The 21,662-nt window shown below is 70.7% G+C and carries 16 protein-coding genes; 5 read left to right on the top strand and 11 right to left on the bottom strand.

Going from position 1 to position 21,662, the window contains the following annotated elements; genetic code table 11:
* Window positions 1-26: 26 nt before the first annotated feature.
* From glgX to EJV46_RS02590, 6 genes are all read right to left on the bottom strand, one after another.
* Entirely contained in the window at window positions 27-3,998 is a 3,972-nt protein-coding gene (gene glgX, locus EJV46_RS02565; protein ID WP_131548000.1) for a glycogen debranching protein GlgX, read from the bottom strand.
* 1 nt (window position 3,999) lies between these two features.
* On the bottom strand, window positions 4,000-5,442 hold the full coding sequence (gene glgA, locus EJV46_RS02570) for a glycogen synthase GlgA (RefSeq protein WP_206020731.1): 1,443 nt from the start codon (window positions 5,440-5,442) through the stop codon (window positions 4,000-4,002).
* A gap of 56 nt (window positions 5,443-5,498) precedes the next feature.
* On the bottom strand, window positions 5,499-6,764 hold the full coding sequence (gene glgC / locus EJV46_RS02575; RefSeq protein ID WP_131547016.1) for a glucose-1-phosphate adenylyltransferase: 1,266 nt from the start codon (window positions 6,762-6,764) through the stop codon (window positions 5,499-5,501).
* Window positions 6,757-8,997 (bottom strand): 1,4-alpha-glucan branching protein GlgB, encoded by a 2,241-nt coding sequence (gene glgB, locus EJV46_RS02580; RefSeq protein ID WP_131547017.1) that lies wholly within the window; start codon window positions 8,995-8,997, stop codon window positions 6,757-6,759. The genes glgC and glgB overlap by 8 nt, the downstream gene beginning before the upstream one ends.
* Before the next feature lie 5 nt (window positions 8,998-9,002).
* Window positions 9,003-11,501 carry a glycogen/starch/alpha-glucan phosphorylase gene (locus EJV46_RS02585; RefSeq protein ID WP_370323056.1) on the bottom strand — a complete coding sequence of 833 codons (2,499 nt, stop codon included), beginning with the start codon at window positions 11,499-11,501 and terminating at the stop codon, window positions 9,003-9,005.
* 72 nt (window positions 11,502-11,573) lie between these two features.
* Complete coding sequence (locus tag EJV46_RS02590; protein ID WP_131547018.1) at window positions 11,574-12,512, bottom strand: PfkB family carbohydrate kinase; 939 nt, start codon at window positions 12,510-12,512, stop codon at window positions 11,574-11,576.
* Window positions 12,513-12,728: 216 nt separating this feature from the next.
* Between EJV46_RS02590 and EJV46_RS02595 the strand changes: the two genes are divergently transcribed.
* Both EJV46_RS02595 and EJV46_RS02600 read left to right on the top strand, forming a co-directional pair.
* Window positions 12,729-13,667, top strand: coding sequence for an alpha/beta hydrolase (locus EJV46_RS02595; RefSeq protein WP_131547019.1), 939 nt, complete (start codon window positions 12,729-12,731; stop codon window positions 13,665-13,667).
* A gap of 22 nt (window positions 13,668-13,689) precedes the next feature.
* On the top strand, window positions 13,690-14,478 hold the full coding sequence (locus EJV46_RS02600; RefSeq protein ID WP_131547020.1) for an SDR family NAD(P)-dependent oxidoreductase: 789 nt from the start codon (window positions 13,690-13,692) through the stop codon (window positions 14,476-14,478).
* On the opposite strand, the gene EJV46_RS02605 is transcribed toward EJV46_RS02600, so the two are convergent.
* Window positions 14,471-15,223, bottom strand: a complete 753-nt coding sequence (locus EJV46_RS02605) for a tRNA1(Val) (adenine(37)-N6)-methyltransferase (RefSeq protein ID WP_240782368.1) — start codon at window positions 15,221-15,223, stop codon at window positions 14,471-14,473. The genes EJV46_RS02600 and EJV46_RS02605 overlap by 8 nt on opposite strands.
* Window positions 15,224-15,242: 19 nt before the next feature.
* Entirely contained in the window at window positions 15,243-15,440 is a 198-nt protein-coding gene (locus EJV46_RS02610; protein WP_131547022.1) for a DUF2007 domain-containing protein, read from the bottom strand.
* Window positions 15,441-15,648: 208 nt separating this feature from the next.
* Here EJV46_RS02610 and EJV46_RS02615 point away from each other — a divergent pair, with 208 nt between their 5' ends.
* The 3 genes from EJV46_RS02615 (at window position 15,649) to EJV46_RS02625 (ending at window position 19,345) form a co-directional block, all read left to right on the top strand.
* Window positions 15,649-16,605, top strand: a complete 957-nt coding sequence (locus EJV46_RS02615) for a polyprenyl synthetase family protein (protein WP_131547023.1) — start codon at window positions 15,649-15,651, stop codon at window positions 16,603-16,605.
* A 92-nt stretch (window positions 16,606-16,697) separates the two neighbouring features.
* Window positions 16,698-17,678 (top strand): isopenicillin N synthase family oxygenase, encoded by a 981-nt coding sequence (locus EJV46_RS02620; protein ID WP_165585293.1) that lies wholly within the window; start codon window positions 16,698-16,700, stop codon window positions 17,676-17,678.
* A gap of 83 nt (window positions 17,679-17,761) precedes the next feature.
* A complete protein-coding gene (locus EJV46_RS02625; RefSeq protein WP_131547025.1) occupies window positions 17,762-19,345 on the top strand; it encodes an ABC transporter substrate-binding protein in 1,584 nt (527 codons plus the stop codon).
* Window positions 19,346-19,437: 92 nt separating this feature from the next.
* Here EJV46_RS02625 and EJV46_RS02630 read toward each other — a convergent pair whose 3' ends face one another.
* The 3 genes from EJV46_RS02630 to EJV46_RS02640 form a co-directional block, all read right to left on the bottom strand.
* Entirely contained in the window at window positions 19,438-19,725 is a 288-nt protein-coding gene (locus tag EJV46_RS02630) for a hypothetical protein (RefSeq protein WP_131547026.1), read from the bottom strand.
* 83 nt (window positions 19,726-19,808) lie between these two features.
* Entirely contained in the window at window positions 19,809-20,504 is a 696-nt protein-coding gene (locus EJV46_RS02635; RefSeq protein WP_131547027.1) for an SCO family protein, read from the bottom strand.
* A 34-nt stretch (window positions 20,505-20,538) separates the two neighbouring features.
* On the bottom strand, window positions 20,539-21,591 hold the full coding sequence (locus EJV46_RS02640) for a ribonucleotide-diphosphate reductase subunit beta (protein WP_131547028.1): 1,053 nt from the start codon (window positions 21,589-21,591) through the stop codon (window positions 20,539-20,541).
* Window positions 21,592-21,662: the final 71 nt, after the last annotated feature.

Genomic DNA, 21,662 nt, shown 5'->3' on the forward strand with positions numbered 1-21,662 from the left:
CTCCTCCCTGAATCAACCCGGCGCCGTCAGCGCCGGCCGGCCAGCCCGGCCAGGATGGCCCGGGCTGCCGGGGTGGCGAAGACGCCCTCGGCGTCGAGGGCGAGGCGGCGGCGCCAGTTCGGCCGCTCGCGATCGGTGCCGGGCAGGTTCACGGCGACCCGCTCGCCGGCGAGATCCTCGGCCTGGACCAGCAGCATGAGCGAGGGCGTGGCCGCGACATAGGCATGGATCGCGCCCGCCAGCTCGGGCGGCAGCTCGTCCCGGACGGTCCCGGGCAGGTCGATGCCGGCCTCGCGCAGCGCCGCGAGCAGGGCATCCCGCTCGGCCAGCCGGTCCGCGCGCGCGCTCCCGGCCGCCTCGGCGTCGAGCAGGCCCAGGGCCTCGCGCTCGGCGATGTCGGCGGCTTCCCACCAGCCGGCGAGCGTCGGCAGGTCGTGGGTGGAGATGCAGGCCGCGGCCAGCACCGGGTAGCGCTGCGGCCTGCGGAAGCCCGCGCCGTCGCGCTCGAACCAGAGCACCCGGTAGGAGAGGAGCCGCGCCTCCTGCAGTTCCTCGCGCAGCCCGGGCGGCACCGTGCCGAGATCCTCGCCCACCACGGCGCAGGAGGCCCGGTGGGATTCCAGCGCGACCTCGCCCAGCCAGGGGTGGAAGGGCTGGTCGAGGTAGCAGCCCTCTGCCGCCGTGGCGCCGTCGGGCACGAGGAAGAGCCGCTTGAGCCCCAGCACATGGTCGATCCGGAGCGCGGCCGCATGGCGCATATTGGCGCGGACCAGCGCCGCGAAGGCGGCGTGGCCGGTGGCCTCCGAGGCGACGGGGTCGAGGGGGGGCACGCCCCAGACCTGGCCGAGCGGACCCAGCGGGTCCGGCGGCGCGCCGACCGAGAGGCCGGGGAGGAAGTCCATGTCCCCGGACCAGAGCTCGGCGCCGTCCGGCGCGGTCCCCACGGCGAGGTCGCGATAGAGGCCGGCGCCCGCCTCGGCCGCCCCGGCCATCTGGCGGTCGGCGAGGAATTGCAGCCAGGCGTGGAAGCCGACCGCATCCGCCTCCTGCGCGCAAAAGGATTCCACGCCCGCGTCCCGGCCATGACGGAGGCCGGCCGGCCAGCGGCGTGCATCGCTGTGGCCCGCAAGCTCGGCCAGGGCGTTGAAGGCCGCGAAGCGCTCCAGCGCCGCGCCGCCCGCGGCGCGGAAGGCGCGAAAATCCGGGTCGTCGTGGTCGCAGCGCGTCCAGGCGGCGTGCAGCGCACGGCGCTTGGCCTGCCAGACGGCGGGATAGTCCACCGAATCCAGCCTGCGGAGGCCGGAAAAATCCCCGGCGCCGCCGAGACGCGACACGTCGATCAGCATCGGCTCCAGGAAGCGGCGGTCCGAGGGCTGGTAGGGGCTGGCGCGCTCGCGCTCCGTGGGATGGAGCGCGTGCGGCGGGCTGATGCCGAGCCAGAGCGCCTTCTCGGCCCCCGCCCGGCGGGCGAGCCCGGCGATGGCGGTGAAGTCGCCCATGCCCTGGTCGGCCGCGTGCCGCAGCGAATAGCTTTGCGCGGTCACGCCGAGATGGCGCCGGCCGGCTTCCATGGAGCGCGGCAGGAAACAGGAGGGCGGCGCCGCGGTGATCCGGCAGAGCGTGTCGCGGAAGCGCAGCTCGTGGCGGCCGAGGGGAAGGGCCGGGAGGGTGGTGCGGCCGTCCTCGGACTCCAGGGCCAGGTCGCGCCTGCTGCCGTCCTCGAGCGTCAGATGCAGGTCCAGCCTTGCCGGAAGGCCCTCGCCCAGGGCCAGGACCGTCGGCCTCCCGGCGCGCGCGGCGAGATGCAGGGGCAGCGGCGGCCGATGCCGGCGGCGCGCGAGGCTGTCGCGTGCCTGGGCCGCGGTCGCGGCGGGCAGGCCGAGCGCGCCGAGGATGTGGCGCAGCGTGGCCTCGGGCACCTGGTGCTCGCGGCCCTCCAGGTCGGGCCAGACGGGCGAGAGGCCGGCCTCTCGTGCCAGCCGCGCCAGCAGGTCGGGATCGGCGGCCTCCGGGCCGCGCCCCGCCGAGGGCCGCTCGGCCAGCAGCATCACGGAGCGCGGCGCCAGCTCTCCGACCGTGTCGGCCTGGGGCCGGGCGCTGTCGGCGAGCAGGCGCCAGGAGAAGTCCCACCGCGCCGGGGGAAGCCGCAACGCCAGCGCCTCGTCGCCGCCATTGCAGGCCAGCAGGACGCGGTCGCCCTCGGCATGGAGCAGCGCGACGAGGCAGCGGGCCTCCTCCCATTCGGCGGGCTCGATGGGCCGGCCGTCGGCGTGCAGCCAGGCGACATCGGGCAGGCCGGTGCCGTCGACGGGACCGCCGGTCAGCGTCGCGGTCGCATGCAGCGCGGGGTGCGCCCGCCGCGCGGCGATCAGCCGTGCGGTGAAGTCCACCAGCCCCTGGTCCATGCCCGCCCAGTCGAACCAGGAGGTCGCATTGTCCTGCGCATAGGCGTTGTTGTTGCCGTCCTGGCTGCGGCCCGCCTCGTCGCCCATGGAGATCATCGGCAGCCCGCGCGCGCTCAGCAGCGTCGCCAGCAGCGCCCGGACGTCGCCGGCGCGGCGGGCCTGGATGGCGGGATCGTCGGTGGGGCCTTCGGCGCCGTGGTTCCAGGAGTTGTTGTCGCCGGCCCCGTCGCGGTTCTCCTCGCCATTCGCGCGATTGTGCCGGTGCTCGTGGCTGACGAGGTCGCGCAGCGTGAACCCGTCATGCGCCGTGACGTAGTTCAGGCTGTCGGCCACGCGCCCGGCGAAGATGTCGCCCGAGCCCGCGAGCCGCGTCGCCAGCGGGCCCAGCCTTCCGCTCTCCCAGCCGCGCCAGAAACGGCGGATGTCGTCGCGGAACTTGTCGTTCCATTCCGGCCAGCCATGCGGGAAATTGCCGAGCTGGTATCCGTCCGGCCCCAGGTCCCAGGGCTCCGCGATGATGCGCCGGGCGCGCAGGATGGGATCCTGCCGCATGGCGGCGAGCAGCGGCGCATGCGGGTCGAAGCCCTGCGCCCGCCGCCCGAGGGTGGTGGCGAGATCCAGGCGGAAGCCGTCCACGCCGGCCTGCCCGGCCCAGTGGCGCATGGCGTCCATGGCGAGCCGCAGCGGCCAGGGCTGGTCGAGCGCCATGGTGTTGCCGCAGCCCGTGTCGTCGACATAGCCGCCGGGGCGCAGCCGGTACCAAGCCCCGTTGCCGAAGCCGCGCAGGGAGAGCGTCGGCCCGAGCGCATCGCCCTCGCCGCTGTGGTTCAGCACGATGTCGAGGATCACGCCGATGCCGGCGGCGCGCAGCGCGCCCACGGCCGCGCGGACCTCAGCCATGCCGCCCGGGGCCAGGCGGGGGTCGGGCGCGAGCCAGCAGACCGTGTTGTAGCCCCAGTAATTGGTCAGCCCGAGCGGGCCGAGATGCCGCTCGTCCACCCAGGCGGCGGTGGGCAGCAGCTCGACCAGGGTGACGCCGAGACGGGTGAGATGCGCGATGGCGGCCGGATGGGCGAGGCCGGCGAAGGTGCCGCGGATCGCCTCGGGGATGTCGGGATGCTGCCGCGTGAAGCCCCGGACGTGCAGCTCGTAGACCACCTCCGGGCGGGCGGGCAGGGGATGCCAGTCCTGGGGTGGCAGCGGCGCCTGGACGATGGCGCGCGCGAGATGCGGCCCGCTGTCGGCCGGGTCGGGTTCCTCTCCGGTGTCGAAGGCGGTGGGATGGAGGTGCAGCCTGCCTTCGAGGGCGCGCGCCCAGGGGTCGAGCAGGAGCTTCCGGGGGTTGAAGCGCCGGTCCCAGGGGCCCTCGGCCCGCAGGCCGTAGGCGGTGCCGGGGGCGATGCCGGGGATATGGCCGTGGAAGACGTCGCCGCGGCGGTTCGGCAGGGCGTGCCGCGCGATCTCCGTTCCGTCCTCGAAGACGCAGAAGAGGAGTCGCGTCGCCCCTGGCGCCGGGATGGCGATGTCGACTCCGTCCCCGGCTGGAGTCACTCCGAGTGACGAGGCGAGCGCCAGGGGGGGCAGGCCCCTCACGCTAGCCACGGGCCGCGACCATGGTCCGGAACGCCGCCGCGTATTTCGCCGCCGACCGCCTCCACGACACGTCCTGCGCCATGGCGTTCGCCTGCACCCGCCGCATCAGCGCCGGCTCGCGATACAGCGCGACGGCCCGTTCGATGGCCGCGGCCAGCATCTCCGGCCCGACCGGCGCGAAGTTGAATCCCGTGCCCACGCCCGAGGCCAGGGCCATTTCGTTCGCGTCCACCACCGTGTCCGCCAGCCCGCCGACATGGGCGACGACCGGCGGCGCGCCATAGCGCAGCGCGCAGAGCTGGCCGAGGCCGCAGGGCTCGAAGCGCGAGGGCATCAGGATGAAGTCGGCGCCGCCGTAGAAGAGGCGCGCGAGGCCTTCGTCGAAGCCGATGAAGCTGCCGATGCGGCCGGTCTGCGCGCCGGTGGCGCCGTGGACCCGCTCCTCCAGCGCCGGCTCGCCGCTGCCGAGGATGGCGAGTTGCCCGCCATGGTCCAGGAGGGCGGGCAGCGCCTCCAGGATCAGGTCCACGCCCTTCTGCCAGGCGAGGCGGCCGATGAAGGCGAAGAGCGGCGCGTCCGGCGCGGAGGCCAGGCCCATGCGGGCCTGGAGCTCCGCCTTGTTGGCGGCCCGCGCGGCGACGGTCTCCGCCGTGAAGCGCATGGGCAGATGGGCGTCGGCGGCCGGATCCCATTCCACCGTATCCAGCCCGTTGAGGATGCCGCCGACCGTCGCGCCGCGGCCGCGCAGCAGCCCGTCGAGGCCCATCCCCCATTGCGGCGTGCGGATCTCGGCCGCGTAGCCGGGCGAGACGGTGGAGACGCGGTCGGCATACCAGATGCCGGATTTGAGGTAGCCGACCATGCCGAAATATTCGAGGCCGTCGGTCGCGAAGGCCTCGGGAGGCAGGCCCAGCAGGCCGAAGATGCTCGCGGGGAACTGCCCCTGAAAGGCCAGGTTGTGGATGGTGAAGAGCGTGGGGACCTTCGAGCCCGCATGGCGAAGATAGGCCGGCGCCAGCCCGGCCTGCCAGTCATGCGCATGGACCGCGTCGAAGCCGGCCATGCCGCCGGCGCCCTGCGCCGCCCGCGCGGCCGCGCGGCCGAGCGCTGCGAAGCGCAGGGCGTTGTCGGGCCAGTCGCCGCCGGCCGGCGCCAGGTAGGGCGAGCCGGAACGGGCGAAGAAATGCGGCGCATCGAGCACGAGCAGGTCGCGCCCCTCGGCCTCGGCCCGCACCAGCCGCGCCGGCGCGCCGAAGAGATCGGCGACGGGCTCGCTCGCCCGCACGGGGCCGAGCGCGCCCATCACGGCCGGATAGCCGGGCAGCATCGTGGTGACCGCGACGCCCTCCGCCGCCAGCGCGCCGGGCAGGGCGCCCACCACATCGGCGAGGCCGCCGGTCTTGACGAAGGGGAAGCCCTCCGAGGCGACGGCCAGAACGCGCAGTGGCGCGGCCGGCTGGGCGGGGGCCGGTCTGAGTCGCGCTCCCTGCGTCGCGGCGCTCATGCCAGGCGGTCGAGCATCGCCTGGGTGATGAGGCAGACGCCCTTCTCGGAGACGCGGAAGCGTTGGCGGTCGAGTTCCGGATCCTCGCCGACGACCATGCCCTCGGGAATGCGCACGCCGCGGTCCACCACCACCTTGGTCAGCCGCGCATTGCGGCCGACATCGACCTCGGGCAGCAGCACCGCGCAATCCACCTTCGAATAGGAATGCAGGTGAACGCCCGTGAAGAGCAGCGAGCGATGCGCCGCGGCGCCGGACACGATGCAGCCGCCGGAGACCAGCGAGGAGATGGCCTCGCCGCGCCGTCCGATCTCGTCATGGACGAACTTCGCAGGCGGCACGACCTCGCCATAGGTCCAGATCGGCCAGGCCTTGTCGAAGAGATCGAGCGGCGGGATGATGTCGGTGAGGTCGATATTCGCCTCCCAATAGGCATCGACCGTGCCGACATCCCGCCAATAGGGCGCGGCTTCCATGCTGGAGCGCACGCAGCTCCGCTCGAAGCGATGCGCGGCCACGCGGCCGTTCTTCACCAGCCAGGGGATCATGTCCTTGCCGAAGTCGCGGCTGGAATTCGGATCCGCCGCGTCGCGCTTCAGCTGCTCGATGAGGAACTTCGTCTCGAAGACGTAGATGCCCATGGAGGCCAGCGCGAGGTCCGGGCGGCCCGGGATGCCGGGCGGGTCCGCGGGCTTCTCGACGAAATCGACCACCCAGCTGCCCGTATCGACATGGACGACGCCGAAGCCGGTGGCCTCCATGCGCGGCACGGCCATGCAGGAGACGGTGCAGTCGGCGCCCTGCTCCACATGCTGCTGGAGCATGCGCTCGTAGTCCATCTTGTAGATGTGGTCGCCGGCCAGGATGACCATGTGCTGCGGCGCCAGGTCTTCGATGATGTCGATGTTCTGAAAGACCGCATCGGCCGTGCCGAGATACCAGGACTGCTCCGAGACGCGCTGGCTGGCGGGCAGGATGTCGAAGCTCTCGTTGCGCTCGTGCCGGAGGAAATTCCAGCCGCGCTGAAGGTGGCGGATGAGGCTGTGCGCCTTGTACTGCGTCGCCACCGCCACGCGGCGGATGCCCGAATTGATGGCGTTGGACAGCGCGAAGTCCACGATCCGCGACTTGCCGCCGAAGAAGACCGCGGGCTTGGCCCGCCTGTCGGTCAACTCCATGAGGCGGGAGCCGCGCCCGCCGGCCAGCACGAAGGCCATGGCGGTACGGGCGAGCGGCGCGGGCGCGAGTGCGCGTTCAGGCATAGGTTTCCTCCGGGGACGCATTCTGCGCCTCCCAAGCTTCGGGCACGAGATAGATCGCCGCGAGGGGCGGCAGAAGCACTTTCGCCGAGGCGGGCTGCCCGAGAGCGGGCTCCGCCACTGCGGTCACGCGGCCCAGATTTCCCAGGCCCGAGCCGCCGTATTCCTCGGCATCCGTATTCAGCACCTCTCGCCACATTCCGGCCCGGGGCAGGCCGATCACGGCGTCAACCCGCGGAATGGGCGTGAAGTTGCAGAGCACCGCGACCGGCGGCCCGCCCTCGCCGTCGAAGCGCAACCAGGTCAGGACGGAGTGCTGCGCGTCGTTCGCGTCGATCCAGGCGAAGCCCTCCGGCTCGGCGTCGCGGGCATGCAGCGCCGGCAGCTCGCGATGCAGCCGGTTCAGCTCGCGGATGAGGTCCTGCACGCCCCGGTGGCTGCCGTGCTCCAGCAGCCACCAGTCGAGCTCGCGCTCTTCCGACCATTCGCGCCGCTGGCCGAATTCCTGGCCCATGAAGAGCAGCTTCTTGCCCGGATGGCCCCACATGAAGCCGTAATAGACGCGGAGATTGGCGAAGCGCCGCCAGTCGTCGCCCTCGTCGCCCGGCATGCGGCCGAGGATGGAGCCCTTGCCGTGCACGACCTCGTCATGGCCGAGCGGCAGCACGAAGGCCTCGTTGAAGGCGTAGACGAGGCCGAAATTCATGAGCTGGTGATACCAGCGGCGGTGGACGGGATCCTTCTCCACGTAGCGCAGGGTGTCGTTCATCCACCCCATGTTCCACTTGAAGCCGAAGCCGAGGCCGCCCTCCTCCACGGGGGCGGAGACGCCGGTCCAGTCGGAGGATTCCTCGGCGATCACGAGCGCGCCGGGCGCCTGCCCGGCCAGCATCCGGTTCGTGCGGCACAGGAAGCCGATGGCGTCGCGGTTGTCGTTGCCGCCATCCTCGTTGGGCTCCCATTCGCCGGGGCCGCGCGAATAGTCGAGATGGATCATGGAGGAGACGGCGTCCACGCGCAGCCCGTCGGCGTGGAAGCGCTCCAGCCAGAAAAGCGCGTTGGAGGCCAGGAAGGCCTGCACCTCCTTGCGGCCGTAGTCGTAGATCGCGGTCTGCCAGTCCGGGTGGTAGCCGCGCCGCGGGTCGGGATGCTCGTAGAGGGCGGTGCCGTCGAAGCGGGCGAGGCCGTGCGCATCCTCGGGGAAATGCGCCGGCACCCAGTCGAGGAGCACGCCGATGCCCGCCGCATGCGCCGCGTCGATGAAGCGGGCCAGGCCGAGCGGGTGGCCCATCCGCGCCGTGACGGCGTGCAGCCCGATCGGCTGGTAGCCCCAGGAGCCGTCGAAGGGATGCTCCATCACGGGCATGAACTCGATATGGGTGAAGCCGAGATCCTTCGCATAGGGGATGAGGTCGGCGGCCAGCTGGTCCCAGTGCCAGAAGCGGCCGTCGGGATGCCGCTTCCACGAGGGGGCGTGGACCTCGTAGATGCTCATCGGCGCGCGGCGGTGATCCTGCCCCACGCGGGCGTCCATCCACGCCTGGTCGGTCCAGGCGAAGCCGTCGAGCCGGGCCACGACGCTGGCATTGGCCGGCCGCAGCTCCGCCGCGAAGCCCACCGGGTCCGCCTTCAGGGGCATGAGCTCGCCTCGTGCGCCGAGGATCTCGTATTTGTAGGCCACGCCCTCGCCCAGGCCGGGGAGGAAGATCTCCCACAGCCCGGAATCCACGCGGCGGCGCATCGGGTGGAAGCGGCCGTCCCAGCGGTTGAACTCGCCGACCACCGAGACGCGCTTGGCATGGGGCGCCCAGACGGCGAAGCGCACGCCGCCCACGCCCTCATGCGTGAGGAGATGGGCCCCGAGCCGCTCGTGCAGGCGCCGGTGCGTGCCTTCGATCAGCAGGTGGTCGTCGAGCGGGCCGAGCGAGGGGCCGAAGGCATAGGGGTCCAGGATATCCATCTGCCCGCCGCCCTCGCGGACGCGCAGGCGGTAGGGCGCGGGCAGGGTCGCGCCCGCCCGGAAGCCCTCCAGGAAGGCCGTGGCGCCGCGCCGCTCCAGCCGCAGGCAGCGGCCGTCGTCGAAGATGGCCTCCACCGCGTCCACATTGGGCCGGAGGACGCGGATCGCCACGCCGCCCGCGGCCTCGTGTGGGCCGAGCACCGCGAAGGGATCGGCGTGCCGGGCCTCCAGCAGCGCGGCCACATCCGCATCGCTCGCGCGCCAGCCCGGCCCCACGCGGGCTATCCCTGCACCGGGACGCGCCAGATCTCCTGCGCGTATTCCGCGATGGTGCGATCGGACGAGAACCAGCCCATATTGGCCGTGTTCAGGATGGCGGCCCGGCCCCAGTCGGCGGGCCGCGCCCAGCGCTGCGCGACCATGCGCTGCGTGTCGTAGTAGCTGTCGAAATCGGCCGTGACCAGGAAGTGGTCGTGGTCGCGCAGCATCTGCACGAGGTCGCTGTAGCGGCCCGGATCGTCGGGCGAGAAGACGCCGGAGGAGATGGCTTCGAGCACCTGCTGCAGCCGCTCCGAGGCGTCGATGGAATCCTGGCCCTTCCAGCCGTCGGCCCGGCGGTGCGCCACCTGTTCGGTGGTCAGGCCGAAGATGAAGATGTTCTCCGCGCCGACATGCTCGTGGATCTCCACATTCGCGCCGTCCAGCGTTCCGATCGTGAGCGCGCCGTTGAGCGCCAGCTTCATGTTGCCGGTTCCCGAGGCCTCCATCCCCGCCGTCGAGATCTGCTCCGAGAGGTCGCAGGCGGGCACGATCATCTCGGCCAGCGAGACGTTGTAGTTGGGAAGGAAGGCCACCTTCAGCCGGTCGCGGATGGCCGGGTCGCGGTTGACCGTGCGCGCGATGTCGTGCGCGAGCTTGATGATGAGCTTGGCGCGATGGTAGCTCGCCGCCGCCTTGCCGGCGAAGATCTTCACGCGCGGTACGTAGTCCCGGTGCGGCTGCGCGCGCATCTCGTTGTAGAGCGCGACCGTCTCCAGCAGGTTCAGCAGCTGCCGCTTGTACTCGTGGATGCGCTTGATCTGCACGTCGAAAAGCGCGGAGGGATCGACGCGGACGTTGATCTCGCGCCGGATCAGCGCGGCCAGCGCCTCCTTGTTCGCCCGCTTCACCGCGGCGAAGCGCTGCTGGAAGCCCGCATCGGCGGCGAGCGGCTTCAACGCGGCCAGCGCCGTCGGCCTGTCCAGGAATTCCGGGCCGATCGCGTCGGTCAGCAGCCCCGTCAGCCCCGGATTGCACTGCTGCAGCCAGCGCCGGAAGGTGATGCCGTTGGTCTTGTTGGTGATGCGCCCGGGGAACAGCATGTTGAAGTCCCGGAAGACGGTCTTCTTCAGCAGGTCCGAATGCAGGGCCGAGACGCCGTTCACCTTGTGCGAGCCCACGAAGGCGAGGTTGCCCATGCGCACGCGCCGCCCATGCCCCTCCTCGATGAGCGAGACCGAGGCCAGCAGCCCCATGTCGCCCGGATGCGCCGCCGCCACGACGTCGAGGTGGATGGCGTTGATCATGTAGATGATCTGCATGTGGCGCGGCAGCAGCCGCTCCATCAGCGGCACCGGCCAGGTCTCCAGCGCCTCCGGCAGGAGGGTGTGGTTGGTGTAGGAGACGGTGGCCTGGGTGGTTCGCCAGGCCTCGTTCCACTCCATGCCGTGGTCGTCGAGGAGGATGCGCATGAGCTCGGCCACCACGATGGCCGGATGCGTGTCGTTGAGCTGGATCGCCACGCGGTCGGGCAGCGTCTCGAGGCTGCCATAGACACGGATGTGGCGGCGGAGCAGATCCTGCAGCGCGGCGGAGGAGAAGAAGAACTCCTGCCGCAGCCGCAGCTCCAGGCCGGCGGGGCTGTCGTCCGAGGGGTAGAGCAGCCGCGAGATCGCCTCCGCGCGCACTCGGTCGGAGAGGGCGCCGATATGGTCGCCGCGGTTGAACGCCTCGATCTGCAATGGATCGGCCGCGCGGGCCGACCAGAGGCGCAGCGTGTTCACGTGCTTGCCGCGCCAGCCCACGATGGGCGTGTCATAGGCGACGGCGAGCACCGTCTCGCCCGGCTTCCAGACCTGCCGGGATTCGCCGTCCTCGCCCTCCACATCCTCGACCGTGCCGCCGAAGCCGATGCGGTGCGCGATCTCGGGCCGGGCGAATTCCCAGGGATTGCCGTATTCCAGCCAGTTCTCCGGATACTCCTCCTGCCAGCCCTGGCGGATGACCTGGCGGAACAGGCCGTGATCGTAGCGGATGCCATAGCCGAAGGCCGGGATCTGCAGGCTGGCGAGGCTCTCCATGAAGCAGGCGGCGAGACGCCCCAGGCCGCCATTGCCGAGCGCCGCGTCCGGCTCGCTGGCGAAGACCTTCTGGGGGTCCACCTCCAGCGAGGCCAGCGCCTCCTTCACCTGGGCCGTCAGCCCGAAGTTGGAGATGTTCTCCCGCAGCAGCCGGCCGATGAGGAATTCGAGCGAAAGGTAGTAGACCTGCTTCTGGCCCTGCTCGTAGGTGCCGCGCATGTCCTTCAGCCAGGGCTCCACCACCTGGTCGCGCACGGCGAGCGCCGTCGCGATGAACCAGTCGCGGTCGAGCGCGCCGGCGCGGCTCTTGCCGAGATCGTAGGTGAGCTTGCGCAGGATGGTGTCGCGCAGCGTCTCGCCACTGGGCGGGGGAGGCAGGGCCTCCCCGTGCTCGCGGGGGATCTGCCGAGCGGAACTGGCGGGCGTCTCGAATTCGTTCACGGAAGTACCTCGGCTCTCTTCCCGGGGAACCGGGCGAATGGGACATGGATCACGCGGGCGACCTGGAGCGTTTCAGGTGCCGGCATTCTCCCTCGGAATTGCTGCGTTTTCCTGAAGGAACGCCTCCAGCTCCTTGCGATGCGCGGTGGCGCCGTCGCGGGCGCGCAGCGCGCCGGCGGCGCTGCTGAAGCGGATCGCGGCCTCCATCTCCATCCCCTCGGCCATCGCGAGCGCGAAGGCGCCGTGGAAGACGTCGCCCGCGCCGGTCGTGTCGCGCGCCTCGACCCGGAAGACCGGCGTCTCGCGGATCTTCTCCTCGCCCCGCATGATCCAGAGCGTACTCTTCTCGCCGCGGGTCACGGCGGCCATCCGCGTGACGCCCTCGGAGACGGCCTTGCGCAGCGCTTCGGGAGCCCGCGCGCCCGAGCCGTAATTGGTCAGCCCCGACACGGAGAAGATCGCGTAGCGGACGCGCGGCACGAGGTCGAGCAGCAGGCGCGTCTCGCTGCGTTCGCCGTCCAGCACCGTCGGGATGTCGCGCTTCTCGGCTTCTTCCAGCAGGACGTGCGCGCCCTCGGGCCAGCGCGGATCGCAGAGGACGGCCTTCGCCTCGTCCAGCATCTCCAGCGGCAGCCACGACGGATCGGTGCCGAGCCCGTCGCCGCGATAGCCCATGATCGCGCGCTCGCCGTAGCGGTCGACCAGCACGGCGGAGACGGGGCTGCGCGCGCCCGTCACCTGCTTCATGCCGGTCAGGTCGATCCCCTCGTCCTTCAGCCCGTCCATCAGCAGGCCGGCATTGGGATCGTCGCCGACGCGGCCCCAGAAGGCGGCGCGGCCGCCGAGGCGCGTCACCGCGATCGCCGCATTGGCCGCCATGCCGCCGACATTGAGCCGGTAGCCCTTGGCCTGGGCCTTGGCGGGAGGCTGCGGCACCTCTTCCACCCGGAAGACGTGGTCCGCCACGACATTGCCCAGGCAGATCACGAGGGGAGGCTTTGATGTGCTCATCGGCGCGACGCTAGACCATGTGCTGTGGATGGTGGAACCGGGGTGACGCGATGCCGCATGGAAAACCGCTTTGGAGGGAAGTCATCGGGGAGGCCGGGAGCGTATCCGGAGGGTAACGCCCGGCGGGCGCGCAGGATGCAGGGCGCCGAGGTTGCCGCGCGGCGGGCGCTGCGGCCATGATGGGATGAGGCGAGGAAAAAAGGATCCGGGACCGACATGGCGTCACCGCTGCACCCCGATTGCGTGGCCTTCCTGAAACTCGTGGAGGAGCTGGGCCGGCCCCGCTTCGAGGACATGGAATACGCGGAGACGCGCACCCTCTATGCCGGCGGCCGCAAGGTGCTGCAGCCGCCCTCGCCGGAGGTGGCCGAGGCCCGCGACCTCGCGCTGCCCAGCGGCGTTCCGGCGCGGCTCTACCGGCCGATGGGCAGCGCGGCCGGCGAAGCGCTGCCCTGCCTGGTCTTCGCCCATGGCGGCGGATGGGTGGTGGGCGACCTCGACACGCACGACCATCCGGCACGGACCATCGCCAACCTCTCCGGCTGCGCGGTGCTCAGCGTGGACTACCGGCTCGCGCCGGAGCACCGCTTCCCGGCGGCCGTGGAGGATTTCGGCGAGGCCGTCCACTACGCGCATGTGAACGCCGCGGCCCTCGGCCTCGATCCGGAGCGGCTGGCCGTGGGCGGCGACAGCGCGGGCGGCAACCTCGCGGCCGTGGCGGCGCTGATGGCGCGCGACGGCACGCTGCCGCCGCTCCGGTTCCAGATGCTGATCTACCCCGTCGTCGAGATGGCGCAGACCCATGGCAGCTACGCGCGCTTCACCTCGGGCCTGCCGCTGACCGATGCCACCATGCGCTGGTTCCGCGCGCATTACGCGCCCGAGCCCGCGAGCTGGGACGACTGGCGGGCCTCGCCGCTGCGGGCCTCCAACCTCGCCGGCGCGGCGCCGGCCTTCGTGCTGACGGTGGGCCACGACCCGCTCTGCGACGAGGGCCGCGACTACGCGGCGCGGCTGGAGCGCGAGGGGGTACGCGTCACCCATGTCCACGCGGCCGACATGCTGCACGGGGTGATGACCATGGGCGCCATCATCAAGCCGGCGCTGAGCTACATCGACATGGCCGCGCGGGCGCTGCGCGACGCGATGGCCTGAGGATCCGACGGGAGGAAAGAGGATGCGCTTCGAGGGGAAGGTCGCCGTGATCACCGGCGCCGCCAACGGGATCGGGCTCGAGGCGGCCCAGGGCTTCTGCCGGGAAGGCGCGAAGGTGCTGCTGGTGGACCGCGACGCCGCCGGCGAGGCCAGGGCCGCCGCGCTGCGGGCGGAGGGCTTCGAGGCCCGGTTCCAGCAGGCCGACGTGACGAAATCCGAGGACGTGCGCGGCTATGTCGAGGCGGCCGTGGACGCCTGGGGCGGCATCCACTGCTTCTTCAACAATGCCGGCATCGAGGGCAAGGTCGCCGCCGTCCAGGACCAGGACGAGGCGGATTTCGACCGGGTGATCGCCGTCAATCTACGCGGCGTCTTCCTGGGCCTCAAGCACGTGCTGCCGGTGATGATCCGGCAGGGCGGCGGCGCGGTGGTGAACACGGCCTCGACGGCGGCGCTGGTCGGCTCGGCGGGAATTTCGCCCTATACGGCCTCCAAGCACGCCGTGCTGGGGCTGACGCGCAGCGTCTCGGGCGAGGTGGCGCGGCAGGGGGTGCGGGTGAACGCGCTCTGCCCGGGGCCGACCGACACGCGGATGATTCATTCGCTGGAGGATCAGGCCAGCGCCCTGGGCTCGAACGACGTGGCCGAGCGGTATCGCGCGGCGATCCCGCTGGGCCGCTACGCGACCGTCACGGAGGTGGTGGCGATGGTGCTGTTCCTGTGCTCGGACGCGGCAACGGCCATCACTGGCGGCCAGTTCCAGGTGGATGGCGGGCGCACGGCATGCCCGGGGGGCAGCGCCCTCAGGTAGTCGAGGCCCCGGGGAGGGCCTCCCTGCCGGGGACGCGCGGGAGGCAGAGGCCCTCGCAATCCCTCAGCACATTCTCGGCCTCCGAGGTGAGGCTCCCATCCGCCTCATGCAGCACGAGGCCGGGCAGCATCTCGTCGGCTCCGCGCCCGCCCTTCCTGGCCTGGAGGAGGACGCGCTTGGCCGGGGCGCCGGCGCGCGGCCAGAGCGGCAGCAGCCGCACCGCACCGCAGCCGGCATCGCGGAACCCGGCCGCCGCCTCGGCGAGGCGGGCCGCGGGCAGGACGAGGGAGACCGTCCCCTTGTGGCGCAGCGGCCGGGTCAGCGCCGCGATCCAGGCGGAGAGCGGCACGTCCTCATGCGCCGCCTGCCGGCGCCCGGCGTGGGGCGAGGCGGTGCCGGCGGTCCAATAGGGCGGGTTCGCCATGGCGTGGTGCATGGGCGGCAAGGTGGGCAGGGCGCAGCAATCCTCGGCCAGGATCGTGGCCTCGGCCCCGTTCAGCGCCGCGTTGCGGAGGGCGAGCGCGGCCAGTTCCGGATCGCGCTCGATGGCCGTGACGGTGACGCCCCGCGCCCGGGCCGCCAGGCACAGGAAGGCCGCGCCCGTCCCGCAGCCGATCTCCAGCACCGCCTCGCCGGACCTGGCCGGCACGAAGGCGGCCAGCAGCACCGGATCGATCGCCGCCCGGAAGCCCTGGCGGGGCTGCAGCAGCCGCACCCGGCCGCCGAGCAGCCCGTCCTCGGTCAATTCTCCGGGGGGCGGCGATTCAGACACCGGAATCCCTGAGCAGCCGCCGCGCCCGGGCGGCATGCTCCGCCTTCACGGCGAGGCGGCGCGGGAAGATCGGCAGGCCCAGCCCCGCCAGGTTCTGGTCGAGCTGCACCGCCTCGATCCCGGCATCCCGCAGGAGCGCCGCAAGGAACTGGATTCGCACCGGATCGGCATCCTCGGCCACCACGTCCACCGCGAAAAATCCTTGATTTGCCTTGCCTTGCCGCCATGTCGGCTGCTCGGGTATCCTGCATGCGCCCGGCCGGGGTCAAGTTGCCGGTCGGCAAGGACATGAACTTCAGGGGTTTGGACGAGTGGCGGGTGCGATCGACGCGAAACGGGATGGCACCAGGCTCGGGCATCCGTCGCGGGACGGGGGGGAGGCTGCGCTCTCGCGCCTGATGGACCTCGTGGCCGAGGACCTCGCCGCCTGCAACCGCCTCATCGTCGAGCGCATGCACAGCCAGGTGGCCCTCATTCCGCAGCTCGCGGCGCATATCGTGGCGGCGGGCGGGAAGCGGCTGCGGCCGCTGCTGACCCTCGCGGCCTCGAAGCTCTGCGGCTATGAGGGCACGCGCCATGTGGCGCTGGCCGCCTGCGTGGAGTTCATCCACACTGCCACGCTCCTGCACGACGACGTGGTGGACGAGAGCGAGCTTCGCCGCGGGCAGGCCAGCGCCAATGCGCTCTTCGGCAACAAGCCCTCCGTGCTGGTCGGCGACTTCCTCTTCGCCCGCGCCTTCCAGCTGATGATCGAGGACAGGAGCCTGGAGGTGCTGCGCATCCTGGCCGCCGCCTCGGCCACCTTGGCCGAGGGCGAGGTGCTGCAGCTCATCACCCAGAACGACCTGTCCAGCACCGAGGCGCAATACCTCGAGGTGATCGAGGGCAAGACGGCCTCGCTCTTCGCCGCCGCGACCCGCATCGGCGCCGTGGTCGCCGACAGGCCACAAGCCGAGGCCGAGGCGCTGGATGCCTATGGCCACAATCTCGGCATCGCCTTTCAGCTCGTGGACGATGCGCTCGACTACTCGGCCGAACAGGCCAGGCTCGGCAAGACCGTGGGCGACGACTTCCGGGAAGGAAAGATCACGCTTCCCGTCCTCCTGGCCTTCCATGACGGCGACGAGGCGGAAAGGGCCTTCTGGAGGCGCACGCTGGAGGAGGGCGAGCAGGACGGCGGCGACCTCGCCGAGGCGCAGCGGCTGCTGACCCGGTGCCGGGGCATCGCGCGGACCGTCGATCGTGCGGAAACCTATGGCGATGCGGCGATCCGGGCCCTCGACATCTTTCCGGCGAGCGAGGCCAAGCTCGCGCTGATCGACGTGGTCCGGTTCTGCATCGACCGGGCGCGCTGAACTCGCTTTAGAAAAATTCAACCGAGGGCGAGTTCTTTTGGTTTGACCCGGAGCCCCGCTGCCGCGACCGTTTCATGGAACCGGAGGCTCCCATGTCCCAAGATATTCCCGTCCTCGACCTCGGCCCCTTCCTCGCGGGCGATCCCGACGCCCTGGAAGCCACCGCGGCGCAGCTGCGCCGCACCAACGAGACCGTCGGCTTCCTCTACATCGCCAATCACGGCGTGCCGCAGGAGCTGATCGACCGCACCTTCGCGGCCGCCGCGGCCTTCCACGCCCAGCCCATCGAGACGAAGATGGAGCTCAAGGTGGATGCCGCCATGCAGGGCTACCTGCCCATGCGCGGCTCGACCACGCGCAGCTCCACCATCAACGCGAACAACAAGCCCAACGAGAACGAGGCCTTCTTCCTCAAGCGCGAGGACCAGACGGGCGTCGCCAACCGCTGGCCCACGGTGCCCGGCTTCCGCGAGGCCGCGACAGCCTATTACGACGCGCTGGAGGGCCTCGCGCAGCGCATCCTGCCGCTCTATGCCCGCGCGCTGGAGCTGCCGGCGGACTACTTCGACGAGAAGTGCTCGCGCCCCTTCAGCTCGCTCCGCCTCAGCCACTACCCGCCGGTGCAGGAATACGACGAGAACCAGTTCGGCATCGCGCCGCACACGGACAGCACCTTCATCACGCTGCTCGCGCAGAACAAGGTGCCGGGCCTGCAGATCCGCCGGGCCGACGGCGTGTGGATCGACGCGCCCGTCCTCGAGGGCACCTTCATCGTCAACACCGGCGACATCCTGAACCGCTGGACGAACGGCCGCTTCCTCTCGACGCCGCATCGCGCCTTCAACATCTCCGACCAGCCGCGCTACGCCATTCCCTATTTCTTCCACCCCAATTCCGAGACGGTCATCGAATGCCTGCCGACCTGCAGGGCCGCGGGCGAGGAGGCGAAATTCCCGACCCAGACCGTCGGCGAGTACATGGCCTGGTTCCGCGGCCGGAACTACGACCACATCCGCAAGGCCGCGGCCGAGGCGGAGGCCGCGAAGGCGGCCCAGGCCGCCGCGGCCGAGTAGACTGACGGCGCCCCCCGGGAAAGGGGGCGCCCCACAGCAAAGCCCCGCCTATCGTGCCGGACCCCTGGAGGAGAGATTTGTCGATGACCCTGCGCCGGACCGTTCTTGCCGTCCTTGCCCTCGCCGCCGGATGGGGCGGCGCGGAAGCCCGGGCGCAGGAGCGCACGCTGCGCGTCTCGCTCAACACCGAGCTGCAGATCCTCGACGGCATCGTCACCACGACGAACGCGACGCGCGTCTTCACCTATCTCGTCTACGACATGCTCTTCGCCATCGACGACGCGGGGAACTACCACCCGCAGATGGTGGAGGACTTCACGGTCAGCGACGACCGGCTGACCTATACCTTCCGCCTGCGCGAGGGGCTGGAATTCCATGACGGCCAGCCCGTCACCTCCGAGGACGTGGTCGCCTCCCTCAACCGCTGGGCGCGGCGCGAGGCGCTCGCGCAGCAGATGATGCGCGTGGCCGAGAGCTTCCAGGCGCTCGACGCCCGCAGCTTCCAGCTGAAGCTGCGCGAGCCCTTCGCCTATGTCATCGAGGCGCTCGGCAAGCCCGGCAACGCCATCCCCATGATCATGCCGGCGCGGCTCGCCGCCGGCACGCCGCATACGACCGCCGTCGCGGACCAGGTGGGCTCCGGCCCCTTCATCTTCGAGCGCTCCACCTGGCGGCCCGGCGAGCGCGCCATCTTCCGCCGCAACCCGCGCTACCGGCCGCGCGCCGAGCCCGCCTCCGGCCTCGCCGGCGGCAAGGTCGCGCATTTCGACCGCATCGACGTGATCAGCATGCCCGACCAGGCGACCCGTGCCGCCGCGCTGCAGGCGGGCGAGATCGACTTCATCGAGATCATCGCGGCCGACTACATCGCGCCCATGCGCCGCAACCGGAACATCCGCATCGCCAATCCGCGCGGCGCGGGCCAGATCATGAGCATCCTCAACATCAACCACGCCCAGCCGCCGTTCAACAATCCGGCGATCCGGCGCGCGGCGCAGATCGCGATCAACCAGTCCGACGTGATGGCCTCGCTCGGCCTGCCCGAAGGGCTCTACATGCAGAGCTGCCAGGCGCTCTACATGTGCGACACGGAAGGCCAGAGCGACGCGGGCACGGAGATCTTCCGCGGCGCCGGCACGGCGCGCGCGCGCCAGCTCCTGCGCGAGGCCGGCTATGCCAACGAGCCGGTGGTCTTCCTGCATTCCGAAAGCTCGGCGCTGCTGAACCCGATGGGCCTCGTCATGATGGACCAGCTGCGGCAGGCCGGCTTCAACGTGCAGAACGTGACGACGGACTACGCGACGGCGGCCGCACGGCGGCTCAACCGCGGCCCGATCACGGCCGGCGGATGGAGCGCGATGAACGTCATCTGGAACGGCATCGACCTCATCAATCCGCTCGCCAATCCCGGCATCGCCTACAACTGCCAGAACTATCCCGGCTGGATCTGCGACGAGCGGCAGACGGAACTGCTGCGGCAGCTGGCGACGGCCCGCTCGCCCGAGGATCGGCGCCGTTTCGCCGACGAGCTCCAGGCGGCGTTCCATGACAATGTGAACTTCATCCTGGCCGGGCAGTTCACGGCGCCGGCCGCCTATCGGGCGGATCTGCAGGGCGTGATCGACTTCCCGATCGCGGTGTTCTGGAACATGGCTCGGCGGCGATAGAGGGCCGGCGGCAGCCGAGGGGCACCGCCCTTCGGTCGCCTCCGCTTCGCGGCCGACTTCGCCAGGGCTCCCGGCCCTGACCTGCCTGCCCGCTATTGCTCGCCCGCCGCCTCGGGGTGCCGCAGGTGCCACAGGCGCTCATGCGCGGCCACCAGCGTCTCGATGTTGCGGCGGCGGTTGATGTCGGGCGAAACCGGGCGGCGGGTCAGCATCATCTCCAGCACGCGCAGAAGCTGTTCGGCGACCTCGAAGTCCCCCTGATCGCAGGCCTGGTGGAAGGCGACCAGGATCTTGTCCGAGAGCCGCCGTCCCTGGCGCGGCGCGGAGCCGGCCCGGGCGGTGTCTTCCCCGCTCTCGCCCCGGTCTTCCTCGTCAGCCATTCGAAAACTCCTCAGGGGACCGGCGCCGAATCGAGCGAATCCATAGGAAGGTTATGCGCCGAATCGAAGCGCTTCGCCAAGAGTCACGAGCCGGCGCGCAGGGCCGCGCGCATCTGGCCCTCGACCGCCGCGGCGATCTGTTCGGGCGTCATTTCGGGCCGGAAGAGCGAGCGGACCCGGCCCTCGGGCCCGACCAGATAGATGAAGCTGGAATGGTCCATCAGATAGTCGGTCATCTCCGGCCGCTGCACGCGGGCGTAATAGACCCGGTACCGCCGCGCCACGGCGGCGATCTGCTCCGGCGTGCCGGTCAGCCCCTGCAGCCGAGGATGGAAGCGCGGCACGTAGTCGGCGAGGGCCGCCGGGGTGTCGCGCTGCGGGTCGATGGTGACGAGCAGCGGCGTCACCGCCTCGCCGGCGGCACCCAGGATGTCCAGCGCCGAGGCCATGGTGCCGAGCTCGGTCGGGCAGACGTCGGGGCAATAGGTGAAGCCGAAATAGACGAGCAGCCAGCGGCCGGCATAGTCGCGCTCGGTGACGGTCTTGCCGCTCTGGTCCACCAGCTCGAAGGGGCCACCGAGCGAGATGCCGCCCGGGGTCTGGAGCCCGCCGCCGCCCGCCGAGGGCACCGCCATGTCCTGGCCGAAGACGCCGGCCAGGCGGGACGCGAAGGCCTCGCCCAGCGTCTCCTGCGGGCCCTTGGTGACCCAGGCATAGGCCCAGATGCCCGCGACGAGCGCGAGGAGGAGAAGGGAGGAGATCCGGATGACACGAAGCATGGCGGGTAGGGCTTACGCCTCCCCGCCCAAGGCTTCAATGCCGCCCGTCGAGCTCGATCACGCCCTCGGGCTGCGGCGAGGTGAAGACATCGTCCGCGAAGGCCTCCTCCCACGAGCCCTCGGTCGAGGCCTTCGAGTATTCGGTCGAGCGGTTCTCGAAGAAGTTCGTGTGCTCGATCGCGTTCAGCATCTCGTCGAGCCAGGGCAGGGGGTTCTTCTCGATGTGGTAGAGCGGCTCGAGGCCCAGCTGCTGCAGGCGGCGATCCGCGATGAAGCGGATGTAGAGCTTGGTCTCGGCCGCGCTGAGGCCCTGCACCGGGCCCATGGAGAAGGCGAGGTCGATGAAGGCGTCCTCGTGGTCCACGATGGTCGCGCAGATGAGGTAGAGGTCGCGTCGCAGCTCCTCGTTCCAGATCTCCGGATTTTCCTGCACGAAGGTGCGGAAGAGGCGAATGACCGAGAGGCAGTGCAGCGTCTCGTCGCGCACTGACCAGGTCACGATCTGCCCCATGCCCTTCATCTTGTTGTGGCGCGGGAAGTTCATGAGGATGGCGAAGGAGGCGAAGAGCTGCAGCCCTTCGGTGAAGGCGCCGAAAGCCGCCAGGGTCTTGGCGATCTCGACCTTGTTCTCCACCGAGAAGTTCTGCATGTAGTCGTACTTCTCCTTCATCTCCTTGTATTTGAGGAAGGCGGAGTACTCGAGCTCGGGCATGCCGATGGTATCAAGCAGGTGGCTGTAGGCCGCGATGTGGACCGTTTCGATGTTCGAGAAGGCCGACAGCATCATGAGCACTTCCGTCGGCTTGAAGACCTGGGAGTAGTGCTTCATGTAGCAGTTGTTCACCTCGACATCGGCCTGGGTGAAGAAGCGGAAGATCTGCGTGACGAGGTTCTTCTCGCCGTCCGTCAGGTTCTTTTGCCAGTCCTTGACGTCGTCCGCCATCGGCACCTCTTCCGGCAGCCAGTGGACGCGCTGCTGCATCAGCCAGGCGTCATAGGCCCAGGGGTAGCGGAAGGGCTTGTAGACGGGGTTGGCCGTCAGCAGGTCGAACTTGATGGGGAGCTCGTCGATGGTGCCGTCGGCCATGGGGGGCGCCTTGGGTTGATGGTTTGAGGCCAGGGGCTCTGGCCCGTTGTCTCCGCTTCGCGGCCAACCCC

Source organism: Roseococcus sp. SYP-B2431 (assembly GCF_004336745.1).
Classification (GTDB): Bacteria; Pseudomonadota; Alphaproteobacteria; order Acetobacterales; family Acetobacteraceae; genus Roseococcus.

Excerpts from the sequence above, each read along its gene's own strand:
- glgC (WP_131547016.1), bottom strand. The coding sequence starts at position 6,764 with ATGCCTGAACGCGCACTCGCGCCCGCGCCGCTCGCCCGTACCGCCATG.
- EJV46_RS02590 (WP_131547018.1), bottom strand. The coding sequence starts at position 12,512 with ATGAGCACATCAAAGCCTCCCCTCGTGATCTGCCTGGGCAATGTCGTG.
- EJV46_RS02595 (WP_131547019.1), top strand. The coding sequence starts at position 12,729 with ATGGCGTCACCGCTGCACCCCGATTGCGTGGCCTTCCTGAAACTCGTG.
- EJV46_RS02600 (WP_131547020.1), top strand. The coding sequence starts at position 13,690 with ATGCGCTTCGAGGGGAAGGTCGCCGTGATCACCGGCGCCGCCAACGGG.
- EJV46_RS02615 (WP_131547023.1), top strand. The coding sequence starts at position 15,649 with ATGGACCTCGTGGCCGAGGACCTCGCCGCCTGCAACCGCCTCATCGTC.
- EJV46_RS02620 (WP_165585293.1), top strand. The coding sequence starts at position 16,698 with ATGTCCCAAGATATTCCCGTCCTCGACCTCGGCCCCTTCCTCGCGGGC.
- EJV46_RS02625 (WP_131547025.1), top strand. The coding sequence starts at position 17,762 with ATGACCCTGCGCCGGACCGTTCTTGCCGTCCTTGCCCTCGCCGCCGGA.
- EJV46_RS02630 (WP_131547026.1), bottom strand. The coding sequence starts at position 19,725 with ATGGCTGACGAGGAAGACCGGGGCGAGAGCGGGGAAGACACCGCCCGG.
- EJV46_RS02635 (WP_131547027.1), bottom strand. The coding sequence starts at position 20,504 with ATGCTTCGTGTCATCCGGATCTCCTCCCTTCTCCTCCTCGCGCTCGTC.
- EJV46_RS02640 (WP_131547028.1), bottom strand. The coding sequence starts at position 21,591 with ATGGCCGACGGCACCATCGACGAGCTCCCCATCAAGTTCGACCTGCTG.